Annotated in this window: 13 protein-coding genes; 7 read left to right on the top strand and 6 right to left on the bottom strand. The window is 67.9% G+C overall.

From position 1 onward, the window contains the following. The first annotated feature begins 2 nt into the window (after window positions 1-2). From M2282_RS06010 to M2282_RS05990, 5 genes are all read left to right on the top strand, one after another. Complete coding sequence (locus M2282_RS06010; protein ID WP_280807874.1) at window positions 3-395, top strand: MAPEG family protein; 393 nt, start codon at window positions 3-5, stop codon at window positions 393-395. Window positions 396-545: 150 nt separating this feature from the next. Further along, window positions 546-1580, top strand: coding sequence for an ABC transporter substrate-binding protein (locus tag M2282_RS06005; RefSeq protein WP_206173814.1), 1035 nt, complete (start codon window positions 546-548; stop codon window positions 1578-1580). 52 nt (window positions 1581-1632) lie between these two features. Then, window positions 1633-2448: an ABC transporter ATP-binding protein gene (locus tag M2282_RS06000; RefSeq protein WP_280807873.1), complete on the top strand. Its 816-nt coding sequence runs from the start codon at window positions 1633-1635 to the stop codon at window positions 2446-2448. Beyond that, window positions 2445-3278 (top strand): ABC transporter permease, encoded by an 834-nt coding sequence (locus tag M2282_RS05995; protein ID WP_280807872.1) that lies wholly within the window; start codon window positions 2445-2447, stop codon window positions 3276-3278. Before M2282_RS06000 ends, M2282_RS05995 begins: the two co-directional genes overlap by 4 nt. Before the next feature lie 32 nt (window positions 3279-3310). Next, window positions 3311-4495, top strand: coding sequence for a low temperature requirement protein A (locus M2282_RS05990; protein ID WP_280807871.1), 1185 nt, complete (start codon window positions 3311-3313; stop codon window positions 4493-4495). 19 nt (window positions 4496-4514) lie between these two features. Here M2282_RS05990 and M2282_RS05985 read toward each other — a convergent pair whose 3' ends face one another. Then, entirely contained in the window at window positions 4515-6137 is a 1623-nt protein-coding gene (locus M2282_RS05985) for a transglycosylase SLT domain-containing protein (protein ID WP_280807870.1), read from the bottom strand. Next, window positions 6134-6913: a hydroxyacylglutathione hydrolase gene (gene gloB / locus M2282_RS05980; RefSeq protein ID WP_280807869.1), complete on the bottom strand. Its 780-nt coding sequence runs from the start codon at window positions 6911-6913 to the stop codon at window positions 6134-6136. The genes M2282_RS05985 and gloB overlap by 4 nt, the downstream gene beginning before the upstream one ends. On the opposite strand from gloB, the gene M2282_RS05975 reads away from it, so the two are divergent. Together M2282_RS05975 and rnhA are read left to right on the top strand one after the other, a co-directional pair. Further along, complete coding sequence (locus tag M2282_RS05975) at window positions 6912-7685, top strand: class I SAM-dependent methyltransferase (protein ID WP_280807868.1); 774 nt, start codon at window positions 6912-6914, stop codon at window positions 7683-7685. The genes gloB and M2282_RS05975 overlap by 2 nt on opposite strands. A gap of 29 nt (window positions 7686-7714) precedes the next feature. Then, the gene (gene rnhA / locus M2282_RS05970) at window positions 7715-8164 is read left to right on the top strand and encodes a ribonuclease HI (RefSeq protein WP_280807867.1); all 450 of its coding nucleotides are present in this window, start codon (window positions 7715-7717) and stop codon (window positions 8162-8164) included. 7 nt (window positions 8165-8171) lie between these two features. Here the strand turns inward: rnhA and moeA are convergent, their stop codons facing one another. From moeA to M2282_RS05950, 4 genes are read right to left on the bottom strand one after another with little or no spacing between them, the layout of a single operon-like run. Beyond that, a complete protein-coding gene (gene moeA / locus M2282_RS05965; RefSeq protein WP_280807866.1) occupies window positions 8172-9500 on the bottom strand; it encodes a molybdopterin molybdotransferase MoeA in 1329 nt (442 codons plus the stop codon). Beyond that, window positions 9497-10153 carry a molybdenum cofactor guanylyltransferase MobA gene (mobA, locus tag M2282_RS05960; protein WP_280807865.1) on the bottom strand — a complete coding sequence of 219 codons (657 nt, stop codon included), beginning with the start codon at window positions 10151-10153 and terminating at the stop codon, window positions 9497-9499. The genes moeA and mobA overlap by 4 nt, the downstream gene beginning before the upstream one ends. After that, complete coding sequence (gene moaA / locus M2282_RS05955; protein WP_280807864.1) at window positions 10150-11304, bottom strand: GTP 3',8-cyclase MoaA; 1155 nt, start codon at window positions 11302-11304, stop codon at window positions 10150-10152. The genes mobA and moaA overlap by 4 nt, the downstream gene beginning before the upstream one ends. 58 nt (window positions 11305-11362) lie before the next feature. Next, a complete protein-coding gene (locus M2282_RS05950) occupies window positions 11363-12646 on the bottom strand; it encodes a serine hydrolase domain-containing protein (protein ID WP_280807863.1) in 1284 nt (427 codons plus the stop codon). Window positions 12647-12659: the final 13 nt, after the last annotated feature.

Below are 12659 nucleotides of genomic sequence, written 5' to 3'. Positions count from 1 at the left end.
CCATGACCCTGTCCCTGCTCACCATCGCCTACTGGTGCGTGTTCTTCGCCTGCGGCCTGCCGTACCTCGCTGCATGGATCGCCAAGGTCGGCGCCTTCGGCCCCCGCGACAACGTGCATCCGCGCGAATGGGCCGCCCGGCAGAGCGGCTGGCGTGCACGCGCCAACAGCGCGCAGGCCAACACCTTCGAAGGCCTGCCGTTCTTCATCGGCGCGGTGATCATTGCGCACCAGCTCGGCGCCAACCAGGCGCGGCTGGACATGCTGGCGGTGGCCTACGTCGTGCTGCGAACGATCTACCTTGCGATCTACATCAAGGGTCTGGGCGGTGTGCGCAGCGCGGTCTGGGCGCTCGCTTTCGTGGTCAACGTCGCGATTCTTTTCCTCGCGAAATAAGCCATTCGGCAGAGGCGCCATGGAGGCTCTCGGGGAGGCCTTCGTGCTTACGTGGAAACCCGCACGGGATGACCCCGATGCAGGCAACGGGCGCGCACCCCTAAGCTCGATTCACTTCACAAGAATCAAAGAGCCCGCAGGACCCGCTTCATGCTTCATCGCAGAACCCTCATTTCCGCCTCCGCAGTCGCTGCCGCAGCGATTGCGCTGCCGCGGGTTTTTGCGCAAGCCAAGCTGGAGAAGACCAAGGTCTCCATCGCGGTCGGCGGCAAGGCCGCCTTCTACTACCTGCCCCTGACCATCTCCGAGCAGCTCGGCTATTTCAAGGCCGAAGGGCTCGAGGTCGAGATTTCCGATTTCGCCGGCGGCGCGCGTGCGCTGCAGGCGGTGGTGGGCGGCTCGGCCGATGTCTGCTCGGGCGCCTACGAACACACCATCAACCTGCAGGCCAAGAACCAGTTCTTCCAGGCCTTCGTGCTGCAGGGCCGCGCACCACAGATCGCGGTGGGCGTGTCGACCAAGAACATGGCGGGCTACACCGGCATCCAGGATCTCAAGGGGAAGAAGATCGGTGTCTCGGCACCGGGCTCGTCGACCAACATGGTGGCCAACCTCGTGCTCTCGCGCGGCGGGCTCAAGGCGAGCGACGTGAGCTACATCGGCGTGGGCGTCGCGGCCGGCGCGCTCACCGCGCTGCGCTCGGGCCAGATCGATGCCATCAGCAACACCGACCCGGTGATGACGATGCTCGAGCAGAAGGGCGACGTGAAGATCATCAGCGACACGCGCACGCTCAAGGGCACTCAGCAGGTGTTCGGTGGACCGATGCCCGCGGCCTGCCTCTACGCACCCATCGACTTCATCCAGAAGAATCCCAACACCTGCCAGGCGCTGGCCAATGCCATCGTGCACGGCCTGAAGTGGCTGCAGACGGCGGGGCCGGGCGACATCATCAAGACGGTGCCCGAGACCTACCTGCTCGGCGACCGGGCGCTGTACCTCGCGTCGTTCGACAAGGTGCGCGAATCGATCGCCACCGACGGCCTCGTGCCGTCCGATGGGCCCAAGACGGCGCTCACTGCCATCGCGAGCTTCGACACCAGCGTGAAGGCCGACAAGATCGACCTCATCAAGACCTACACCAACGATTTTGCTAGGCGCGCGAAGGACAGGTTCAAAGCCTGACTCCGAACGTCCCCGCGACCCGGCCTTGGCCGGGTTTTTTAATCCTGCAGACATGTCCGACTACGCACTCGAACTCCTTTCCATCAGCTGCACCTTCCATTCGAAGGACGATCCGGGCCAGCGCTACACCGCCGTCGCCGACACCACGCTGCGCATCAAGGCCGGCGAGTTCGTCTCGGTGGTCGGCCCGACGGGATGCGGCAAGTCGACGCTGCTGAACGTGGGCGCGGGGCTGCTTGAGCCGTCGTCGGGCACGGTCAAGGTGTTCGGGAAGACGCTCGAAGGCGTCAATGCGCGCGCGGGCTACATGTTCCAGACCGAGGCGCTGATGCCGTGGCGCAGCGCCGTCGCCAATGTGATGGTGGGGCTGCAGTACCGCGGCGTGTCCGATGCGGATGCGCGCGAGCAGGCCGAGGCGTGGCTTTCGCGCGTGGGCCTCTCGGGCTTCGGCGATCGCTATCCGCATCAGCTCTCCGGCGGCATGCGCAAGCGCGTGGCGCTGGCGCAGACGCTGGTGCTGGACCCCGACATCATCCTCATGGACGAGCCCTTCAGCGCGCTCGACATCCAGACCCGGCAGCTGATGGAAAACGAGGTGCTCGAGATCTGGAGCGCGAAGAAGAAGGCGGTGCTCTTCATCACGCACGACCTGGACGAAGCCATTGCAATGAGCGACCGCGTGGTGGTGCTCTCGGCCGGGCCGGCGACGCATCCGATCGGCGAATTTGCCATCGACCTTGCGCGGCCGCGCGACGTGGCCGAGGTGCGCACGCAGCCGCGCTTCGTCGAATTGCACACGCAGATCTGGGAAGTGCTGCGCGACGAGGTGCTCAAGGGCTACGCGCAGCAACTGAGGAAGGCCGCATGATCCCGCGCCTGAATGAGCGCAACGCGCGCTTCTGGCAACTGGTGCTGCTGGTGTTCATCCTGGTGGGTTGGCACCTGGCGTCGCGCAACCAGCAGTTCGCCTTCTTCGTCGGCGAGCCGATCCAGGTGGCGGGCCGCATCTGGAGCTGGTTCCTGCCGTTCGAGGTGCCGCCGAACCTGCTGTTTCCCGAGGGGCTGAAAGGCAATGCCGACATCTACCGGCACCTGGGCACCACGCTGCTGGAGACGGTGCTGGCCTTCGGCATCGGCACCGTGCTGGGTCTCGCTTGCGGGCTCTGGCTGGCGCTCGCGCCGACGGCGAGCCTGATCCTCGACCCCTACATCAAGGCCGCCAACTCGATGCCGCGCGTGATCCTCGCGCCGATCTTCGCGCTGTGGTTCGGCCTCGGTATCTGGAGCAAGGTGGCGCTGGCGGTCACGCTGGTGTTCTTCATCGTGTTCTTCAACGTCTACCAGGGCGTGCGCGAGGTGAGTCCGGTGGTGCTGGCCAACGCGAAGATGCTGGGCGCCAACCAGCGGCAACTGCTGCGCACCGTGTACCTGCCGAGCGCCACGAGCTGGGTGTTCTCCAGCCTCCACACCTCGGTGGGGCTGGCCTTCGTCGGCGCGGTGGTGGGCGAGTACCTGGGGTCGGCGCGCGGCGTGGGGTACCTGATACTCCAGGCCGAAGGAACGTTCGACGTCAACACCGTCTTTGCCGGTATCGTCGTTCTCACGGCCTTTGCGCTGCTGCTCGACGGGCTGGTCGGCCTGATCGAGAAGCGCCTCATGAAATGGCAGCCACGCAGCGGGGAAACCGAAAAACTCTAGCTGGCTATTTGAAATCTGAAAGGGAGAGAGTCATGTTGAGCAAGAAAAACGGACTGCCAACGACTTTGCGATCGCGCAACGAGACCGCCAGGGTCTCGAATGAAGAACTGTTCTTCGACCTGGTCTATGCGTTCTCGGTCACGCAGCTGTCGCACTATCTGCTGGATCACCTGAGCCTGCTGGGCGCGTTGCAGACGCTGGTGATGTGGTTCGCCGTCTGGCTCGGCTGGCAGTACACCGCGTGGGCCACCAACTGGTTCAACCCCGGCGCGCTGCGCATCCGGGGCATGCTGTTCGGGGTGATGCTGCTGGCCATGGTGATGGCGTCGGCGGTGCCGGGCGCGTTTGCCGAGCGGGGACTGGTGTTCGCCTCGTGCTTTGCGGCCATCCAGGTGGGGCGCACCTTGTGCATGCTGATCGCGGTCGGCAGCGAGAGCCCGCTGGCGCCCAACTTCCGGCGCCTCTTGGCGTGGAACTGCGTGGCGGCGGTGTTCTGGATCGCGGGCGGGCTGTCCGAAGGACCGTGGCGCCTCGGGTTCTGGTTCGTCGGCGTGCTGTGCGAATACGTCGCGCCGATGGTCGGGCTGGTCTTTCCGGGGCTGGGACGGTCGTCGACCGCGGAGTGGACCATCGACGGCGGCCATCTCGCCGAGCGCTGCCAGCTCTTCGTGATCGTGGCGCTGGGCGAATCCATCCTGGCGAGCGGCATCGCGTTCGGCCACCATGCCGAATGGCACTTGGTCGACGTGTACGCGCTGCTCGTGGGCTTTGCGGGCAGCCTGGCCATGTGGTGGATGTACTTCGACACCAGCGCCAAGGAAGCCACGCACGCGATCGAGCATGCGACGGACCCGGGCCGCATGGGCGCCAACTACCACTACACGCACGTGATCCTGGTGGCCGGCATCATCGTGTGCGCGGTCGCGGACGAACTGGTGATCGGGGAGGGATCGCACCATGCCGAGCTCAAGTACCTCGGGCCGCTCCTGGGCGGGCCGGCCATCTACCTCTTCGGCAATGCGCTGTTCAAGCGGGTGGTGCGCGGTTTCCTGCCGCAGTCGCACCTCTACGGGCTGATCGCGCTCGCGGCGCTGGCGGTGTTCGCGTCACATCTGACGGTGCTGGTGGTGGGCACGCTGACCACGGTGGTGATGATTGCCGTGGCCGCGCTGGAAGCCGTGGTGCGCCGCCGGGCGTGGGCGGCCCAGGCGCACTGAGCAAGAAGCACCGCAGGCGTCAGCGCTTCTTCTTCGAGGGCGTGCCGCCGCGCTTCTCGCGCACGACCTGCTGCTTGCCGGCCGCAGGCACCTTGACGACGTTCTTGCCGCGGGCCGTGCTGGCCTGGGCAGGCGCGCTGCCGCGTTTCGAGGAGGCTGCCGCGGCATGGCCACGCGCCACCGCCACGCCGGCACCGACACGGGCCGCGGGCGCCGCGCGAACCGGCAGGTACACGACCACGCTGTAGCCGCGCTTGAACGCGTGGTTGGGCTTCACGTCGTTCCACTCGGCCACGTTGGTGGGCTTGAGGTTGTAGCGGCGCGCGATGCTCGCCACGCTGTCGTTGCGCCCGGCCTTGACGGTGGTGCGGCGATTGACGATCTCGGGCTGGAAGCTCAGGTGGCCGCCATCTGCCACGACTGCCGCGACGTCTTCCTTCACGCGTGCACCGCGCGGCACGATGAGCGTCGAGCCGGCCTTGATGAGCATGCGCGGCGGCACGTTGTTCATCGCACGCAGGTCGCTCTCGCTCATACCCGAGCGCTGGGCGGCGTCGGCCACGGTCATGGTGTTGGGCACGACCCAGGCGGTCCAGCTGGCGTACTGGCCTTGCGAGTAGGCGTCGAAGTTGCGCTGGAACACGGCCGCGTTGTCCCAGGGCAGCAGGATCTGCGGCGTGCCCGAGGCGATCAGCACCGGCTTGTGCGCGGCAGGGTTGAGCGCGCGGAAGTCCTCGATGCGCACGTCAGCCAGCTTGGCGGCCAGTTCCACATCCAGGTCGCGCGTGAGCGTGACGGTCTGGAAGTATGGGTGGTTGGCGATCAGCGGCAGCTCGGCGTTGAAGGCCTGCGGATTGGCCACGATGTTCTTCACCGCCTGCAGCTTGGGCACGTACAGCCGCGTTTCGGCCGGCATGTTGAGGTCGCTGTAGGTGGTGGGCAGGCCCGCGCGCTGGTTCTTGGCGATGGCGCGGCTCACGCTGCCTTCACCCCAGTTGTAGGCGGCCAGCGCGAGCTGCCAGTCGCCGAACATGCCGTAGAGCTTCTGCAGGTAGTCGAGCGCGGCGCGGGTGGAGGCCAGCACGTCGCGGCGGTCGTCGCGGAAGATGTTCTGCTTCAGATCGAAGTCGTTGCCGGTGGCCGGCATGAACTGCCACATGCCCGCGGCGCGTGCGCTGGACACCGCCTGCGGGTTGAAAGCGCTCTCGATGTACGGCAGCAGCGCGAGTTCGGTCGGCATGTTGCGCCGCTCGAGTTCCTCGACGATGTGGAACATGTACTTGTTCGAGCGCTCGGTCATGCGCTGGATGTAGTCTGGCCGGCTGGCGTACCACTGCTCGCGGTCGCGCACGAGGTCGCTCTCGAGGTTGGGCATCTTGAAGCCGCGGCGGATGCGGTCCCACATGTCGGTCGGCGGGGCCAGCGTGACCACGCTCTGCGAATGGGCCTCGCTGCTGGACAGGGGAGAGAGGGCGTCACGCGGGTAGACGGGGGCCGCGCTGCCGGCGACCTTGGAGCCGGTGCCGCCGGCGGTGGCGCCGGTCTTGGAGGAAGTGCTGGATGAGGAGGGGTTGTCGGTCGGTGCCGCGCAGCCTGCGAGCACCAGGGAACCTGCAAGGCAGGTGGCAGCGATAAATTTCATCGGAAGTCGTTTTTCCATTGGCGCAGCGCAGCGAACACATCGGCTTCGGCCGCATCGGCGGAAAGCTCGGCGTGCTCGCGCACCGCTCTAAGGACAGTGGCTTCGCGGCTGCGAAGAAAGGGGTTGATCAGGCGTTCGGTTGCCAGTTGCGAGGGCAGCGTGGGCTGCCCCTGTGCGCGCAGGCTTTCGCAGCGCGCGTTGTAGTGAGTCAGATCGGCATTGCCCGGTTCCACCGCGCGGGCGAATCGCAGGTTAGCAAGTGTGTATTCGTGGGCGCAGCACACGCGGGTGTCGCCGGGCAGCGCGGCGAGCGCATCGAGCGAGGCCAGCATCTGCGCGGGTGTGCCTTCGAAGAGACGGCCACAGCCGCCGGAGAACAAGGTGTCGCCGCAGAAGAGCAGCGGCGCGCGGCTCTCGGCCGCCGGAAGAAAGTAAGCGATGTGGCCGGCCGTGTGGCCCGGCACGTCGATCACTTCGAAGCTGAGGCCAAGCGCTTCGGCGATGTCGCCTTGCACATACGGCGTGAAGGGCTCCGGAATGCGCTCGCGCGCCGGGCCATGCACCGGTGCGCCCGTGGCGGCGTGCAGCGCGGCCACGCCACCGGTGTGATCGGCATGGTGGTGCGTGACTAGAATCGCGGCCAGCTGCAGCTTGTGGTGCGCCAGCGCATCGAACACCGGTTGGGCGTCGCCCGGATCCACGACGATGGCGCTGGACCCGTCGTGCAGCATCCAGATGTAGTTGTCGGCGAAGGCGGGCAGCGGAACGAGGGTCATGAGCGGTCAAATTATAGGTTTGCAGGATTGGTTCGCGACCCCCCCGGGACGCTACCTCCTCGCGTGGGAGCAGGCCCAGTTCGACCAAGCGGTGGCCGACGTGTTCGGCTACCACGCGCTGCAGTTGGGCGCGGCCGAAGTCGAGGGCCTCCGCACCAACCGCATGCCGCACCGCTGGCTGGCCCTGAGCGACCCGATGCGGCCCGCCGAGGCCACGCTGCTGACCGACTTCACGGCGCTGCCGTTCGCGGCCAACAGCCTCGACCTGGTGGTGATGCCGCATGCGCTGGAACTCAGTCCCGATCCGCACGCCACGCTGCGCGAGGTCGAGCGGGTGCTGGTGCCCGAGGGCCGTGTGGTGATCTGCGGCCTCAACCCGGCCAGCTTGTGGGGCATGCGCCAGCGGCGCGCGCACCTGTACCGCAAGCTCGGCGTCGGCGATCTTTACCTGCCCGAGGGCGGTGAGTTCATCGGCTACTGGCGCATGCGCGACTGGCTGCGGCTCCTGAGCTTCGAGGTGGAGTCGGGGCGCTTCGGCGTCTACCGGCCCGCGGTGCGCAGCGACGCGTGGCTCGAGCGCTGCCGATGGATGGACAAGGCCGGCGAGCGCTGGTGGCCGATCTTCGGCGCGGCGTATTTCCTGGTGGCCGTGAAGCGGGTGCGCGGCATGCGCCTCCTGAGCGCGGACTGGCGCCGCGCCGCGGCACGGGCCACGGCGCCGGTGTCGATCGCGGGCAAGGTGCATCGGCACCGGCCGGATCAGATGGATTGAATCGAACAGAGAAAAAAGGAAAAGAGAGCTTGAACGAAGTCGTGATCTACACCGATGGTGCATGCAAGGGCAACCCCGGACCTGGAGGCTGGGGCGCGTGGCTCAAGTCGGGCGCCACCGAAAAGGAACTGTTCGGCGGCGAACTGGCCACCACCAACAACCGCATGGAGCTCACCGCCGTGATCGAAGGCCTGGCTGCGCTCAAGCGGCCCTGCAAGGTGGTGCTGTACCTCGACAGCCAGTACGTGCGCAAGGGCATCACCGAGTGGATCCGCGGCTGGAAGGCCAAGGGCTGGATGACCGCCAGCAAGCAGCCGGTGAAGAACGTCGAGCTCTGGCAACGGCTCGACAAGCTGGTGGCCGAGGGCGGCCACACGATCGAATGGCGCTGGGTCAAGGGCCATTCGGGCGACCCGGGGAACGAACGCGCCGACATGCTCGCCAACAAGGGCGTGGACAAGGCGCTCGGGCGGATCTGAAGATCGGCTAGAGAACGCCGTTGAACATCATCACGTCGACCTCTTCGCCGGCGGCGACGGCGCCCTGGTCGTGATGCAGCACCACGAGCCCGTTGGCCTCGACCATCGAACTCAGCACGCCCGAGCCCTGGTTGCCCGCCACGCAGACCTCGGGCAATGAACCTGCCACGGCCTTCACGAAACCGCGCTGGTACTCGGTGCGGCCCGGCTTCTTGCGGATGGGGCCGGCGCTGCGTGCCCGCAGCAAAGGCGGCGGCGCCGAGGCCGCATCGTGGCAACCCATCATGCGCAGCAGCGCGGGCCGCACGAAGGCCAGGAAGGTGACCATCACGGCCACCGGGTTGCCGGGCAGGCCGAACAGCACGGCCGGGTCCGCGTGCCCCTTGCCGTCGTCGTCGCCGTCGCGCGGAATCAGGCCCACGGCCAGCGGCCGGCCAGGGCGCATGGCGACGTGCCAGAAGGCCATCTCGCCTATCTGCTGCATCACGTCGCGCGTGTGGTCGGCCGCACCGACGCTCACGCCGCCGCTGGTGACGATGGCGTCGGCCTCGCGCGCGGCGCGTTGCAGCGTCGCGGCCAGCGTGGCGGGGTCGTCGTGCACGAGGCCGAGGTCGATCACCTCGCAGCCCAGCCGCGCGAGCAGGCCGAACACGGTGTAGCGGTTCGAGTCGTACACCGCGCCTTCGCGCGGCGGTTGGCCGATGCACAGGATCTCGTCGCCGGTGGAGAAGTACGCGACGCGCAATGTCCGCAGCACCGGCACGGCGGGCAGGCCCAGGCTCGCGATCATGCCGAGCGCGGCGGGCGAGAGCCGTTCGCCGCGCCGCAGCGCGGGCTGGCCCTTCATCAGGTCTTCGCCGGCGAAACGGCGGTTGTCGCCGCGGCGCAGCACCCGGTCGGGAAAGCGCACGACCTCGCCCTCGACCTGGCAGAACTCCTGCGGGATCACGGTGTCGAGGCCGGGCGGCATCATCGCGCCGGTCATGATGCGCACCGCATCTCCCGCGGCCAGCGCGCCTCGCCAGGCCGCGCCGGCGAGCGCCGTGCCCACCACGCGCAGCTGGATGGAATGGTCGGCGGGGGCGTCGGTCGGGAGGATGGCGCCGTCGAACGCGTAGCCGTCCATCGCCGAGTTGTCGTGCGGCGGAACGCTCACGGGCGAGACGATGTCTTCGGCCAGCACGCGGCCGAGCGCGTCGCGCAGCGGCACGTTCTCGCGCTCGGTGACGGCAAGCGGCGCGACCAACCGGGCCAGGAAGGCCTGGACGGCATCGACGCTCAGCGCGTCGGTGTCATGGCCTGGAAGGGCAGCCGCGATGTCGGCAAGACTGCTCATCGTTTTTCGAGCGCGTGCAATTCGGCGAGCGTGTTGGCGTTGAAGAAGGCGTCGGGCGCATCGCCGGGGCGGTCGAAGGGAACGAACACGGTGCGGTGTTGCGCGGTCCACGCCTGGACCTTGCGGCCGCCGCCTTCGGTGAAGCGCAGCAGGCTTTCGTACAGGTCGGTGCGCAGCAGGCAGAACACGGGTTGCGGGCGCAGCACGGGCTCCGCGCCCTCTTCGGTATCGGGCGCGGTGACCATCGCGATCTCGGCGTTGCCGGCTTCCAGGGCCTCGGCCAGGCGGGCTGCCAGGTCGGTCGGGAAGCGCGGCGTGTCGCAGGGCACGGTGAGCAGGAAGGGCGTGTCGCAGTTCTCCAGCCCCGTGAGGAAACCCGCGAGCGGCCCCGGGTAGTCCGCAAGGCTGTCGGTCAGCACCGGGACGCCGAAGGCTTCATAGGCGGCAAGGTTCCGGTTGGCATTGATCATCATCTGGCCGACCTGCGCGCCCAGGCGCAACACCGCATGCAGGGCGAGCGGCACGCCGTTGAAGTTCTGCAGGCCCTTGTCGACGCCGCCCATGCGGGAGCCGCGTCCGCCGGCCAGCAGCAGGCCGGTGATGTCGTCGGGCGCAATGGCGGGGTGCGCAGGCATGCCGGCAGCCTGCGTCATCCGCCGATGTAGCTCATCTCGACGCGGCGCGGGGCATTGTCGCCGGCATCGCCGTGCGCGGTGTCGTCGGGGCCGCGCAGGGCGCGCAGCTCGGAGTAGCGGTCGGCCCGGCCCTGCCAGATGTGGCCGATGGCCGAGGAAATGTCGTCGTCGCTGGCCATGCCGCGCAGCAGCGGCCGCAGGTCGTGGCCGGCGCTGGCGAAGAGGCAGAGGTACAGCTTGCCCTCTGTCGACAGGCGCGCACGGCTGCAGTCGTGGCAGAAGGCCTGGGTCACGCTGCTGATCACGCCGATCTCGCCGCGGCCATCCGCATAGCCCCAGCGCTGGGCCGTTTCGCCCGGCGTGGTGGCTTTAAGCGGCACGAGCGGAAATTCTTCGGCGATGCGCGCGATGACATCGGCCGAGGGCAGCACCTCGTCCATGCGCCAGCCATTGGTGGCGCCCACGTCCATGTATTCGATGAAGCGCAGCACCACGCTGGCGCCATGGTGCTCGCGGAAGTAGCGCGCCATCGGCAGGATCTCCTGCTCGTTGGTGCCGCGCTTGACCACCATGTTGACCTTGATGGGCCCGAGGCCCGCGGCACGCGCCGCGTCGATGCCGGCCAGCACGTCGGCCACCGGGAAGTCGACGTCGTTCATGTGGCGGAAGACCGCGTCGTCCAGGCTGTCCAGGCTCACCGTCACGCGCCGCAGGCCGGCGGCCCTGAGCGCAGCGGCCTTGCGTGCAAGCAGGGAGCCGTTGGTGGTGAGCGTGAGTTCAAGTGGTGCGCCGTCGGGCGTGCGGATTTCGGCCAGTTGCTCGATCAGCCCCTCGATGTTCTTGCGCAGCAGCGGCTCCCCGCCGGTGAGCCGGATCTTGCGCACGCCGTGCGCCGCGAACAGGCGTGCCAGGCGCGTCATTTCCTCGAAGCTCAGGAGCGCGCTGTGCGGCAGGTACTTGTAGTCCTTGTCGAACACGTCCTTGGGCATGCAGTAGCTGCAGCGGAAGTTGCAGCGGTCGGTCACGCTGATGCGCAGGTCGGTCAGCGGGCGGCCCAGGCGGTCGAGCAGCAGGCCGGTGGCGGGCACGGCGATGTCCGGCACGGCCACGGCGGGGGGCGTGCGGCCGATCTGCGAGATCGGGATGACGGTGCTGCTGCTGTTCTTCATGGCTTCGAGGGGATGGGCCCGATTTTGCGCCAGGCCTCAAGAGCCTGTGAACAGCAGGCTACTTGATCACCGCCGCATAAATCATGTCCCGGGTCAAGGATCTGTAATGTGTCCGGTATTTCGGCGATTGCAGCATCAGCACGACGAACATCTCGTTCTTGGGGTCTACCCACATGTAGGTGCCGCCCGCGCCGCCCCAGTTGTATTCGCCGCCGGCCGAGGGGTAGGGCGCCTCGCCGTCGTTGCGGCGCACCGCAAAGCCCAGCCCGAAGCCGTAGCCCGGGCCCGGCAGGTAGAGCGGGCCGGGCACGATGCCGGCGCCCGCGTTGGAATGATCGGCGGTCATCAGCGCGATGGTGCGCGGGCCGAGATAGCGCTTGCCGTCGAGCGAGCCGCCGTTCAGCAGCATCTGCAGGAAGCGCGCGTAGTCGCCGGCAGTGGACACCAGCCCGCCGCCGCCCGACTCGAGCTTGCGCACGATGCGCGGGTCGTTCAGGTCGGCGCCCACGCCGAAGCTGCGGTCGGTGGGCAGCGGCTCGGCAATGCGCGGCTGACGGGCCGGCTCGAGCACGTAGTACGTGGTGTCCTTCATGCCCAGCGGGTCGAAGAGGCGCGCTTTCTCGAACTGATAGAGCGACTGGCCCGAGACCACCTCGATCACGCGCCCGAGGATGTCGGTCGACTGGCTGTAGTCCCAGGTCGTGCCCGGCTGGTAGGCCAGCGGCAGCCTGGCCAGGCGCTGCGAGAACTCGGCGTTGGTCGGGTCGTTGGCGCCCAGGCCGGCCGCGTTGTAGGCCTGCTTCACCAGGCCCGGCCCGAAGAAGCCGTAGGTCAGGCCCGAGGTGTGGCGCATCAGGTCCTGCACAGTGATCGGCTTGCGGGCGGGCACGGTTTCGAGCACCGGCTTGCCGTCGGCGCCGGGCTTCTCGATGCCGACGGTCATGCTGGCGTATTCGGGCAGGTAGGTGGAAATCGGGTCGTCGAGCTTCAGGCGCCCGTCTTCCACCAGCATCATCGCGGCCACCGTGGTGATGGGCTTGCTCATCGAATAGATGCGGAAGATGCCGTCGCGCTGCATCGGCGTGCCGGCCACGGGGTCGAGCTTGCCGACTGGCTCGAACCACGCCACCTTGCCTTGCCGGGCCACCAGCAGCACCGCGCCCGGGATCTTGCCGCTGGCCACGTCGGCCTTGAGCACGTCGGTGAGCATCTGCAGGCGCTCGGTCGAAAGCCCGACCCGCTCCGGGGTGGCGGTCGGCAGCGATTGCGCCGCGGCCAGCAGCGGTGCGACAAGGCTCAGGCCGAGCACGGCCGTGCGCAGGGTGCGCTTGAAGAACTTCATGGTGTTGTCTCCG

The sequence above is a fragment of the Variovorax boronicumulans genome (assembly GCF_029892485.1).
Taxonomy (GTDB): domain Bacteria; phylum Pseudomonadota; class Gammaproteobacteria; order Burkholderiales; family Burkholderiaceae_C; genus Variovorax; species Variovorax boronicumulans_B.
Note: the sequence above shows the minus strand (reverse complement) of the source record. Positions and strands in the feature narration are given on the sequence as shown.

What these genes read in the sequence shown, in the direction of transcription:
- M2282_RS06010 (WP_280807874.1), top strand. Translation starts at nt 3, where the DNA reads ATGACCCTGTCCCTGCTCACCATCGCCTACTGGTGCGTGTTCTTCGCC.
- M2282_RS06005 (WP_206173814.1), top strand. Translation starts at nt 546, where the DNA reads ATGCTTCATCGCAGAACCCTCATTTCCGCCTCCGCAGTCGCTGCCGCA.
- M2282_RS06000 (WP_280807873.1), top strand. Translation starts at nt 1,633, where the DNA reads ATGTCCGACTACGCACTCGAACTCCTTTCCATCAGCTGCACCTTCCAT.
- M2282_RS05995 (WP_280807872.1), top strand. Translation starts at nt 2,445, where the DNA reads ATGATCCCGCGCCTGAATGAGCGCAACGCGCGCTTCTGGCAACTGGTG.
- M2282_RS05990 (WP_280807871.1), top strand. Translation starts at nt 3,311, where the DNA reads ATGTTGAGCAAGAAAAACGGACTGCCAACGACTTTGCGATCGCGCAAC.
- M2282_RS05985 (WP_280807870.1), bottom strand. Translation starts at nt 6,137, where the DNA reads ATGAAATTTATCGCTGCCACCTGCCTTGCAGGTTCCCTGGTGCTCGCA.
- M2282_RS05975 (WP_280807868.1), top strand. Translation starts at nt 6,912, where the DNA reads ATGAGCGGTCAAATTATAGGTTTGCAGGATTGGTTCGCGACCCCCCCG.
- gloB (WP_280807869.1), bottom strand. Translation starts at nt 6,913, where the DNA reads ATGACCCTCGTTCCGCTGCCCGCCTTCGCCGACAACTACATCTGGATG.
- moeA (WP_280807866.1), bottom strand. Translation starts at nt 9,500, where the DNA reads ATGAGCAGTCTTGCCGACATCGCGGCTGCCCTTCCAGGCCATGACACC.
- mobA (WP_280807865.1), bottom strand. Translation starts at nt 10,153, where the DNA reads ATGACGCAGGCTGCCGGCATGCCTGCGCACCCCGCCATTGCGCCCGAC.
- moaA (WP_280807864.1), bottom strand. Translation starts at nt 11,304, where the DNA reads ATGAAGAACAGCAGCAGCACCGTCATCCCGATCTCGCAGATCGGCCGC.
- M2282_RS05950 (WP_280807863.1), bottom strand. Translation starts at nt 12,646, where the DNA reads ATGAAGTTCTTCAAGCGCACCCTGCGCACGGCCGTGCTCGGCCTGAGC.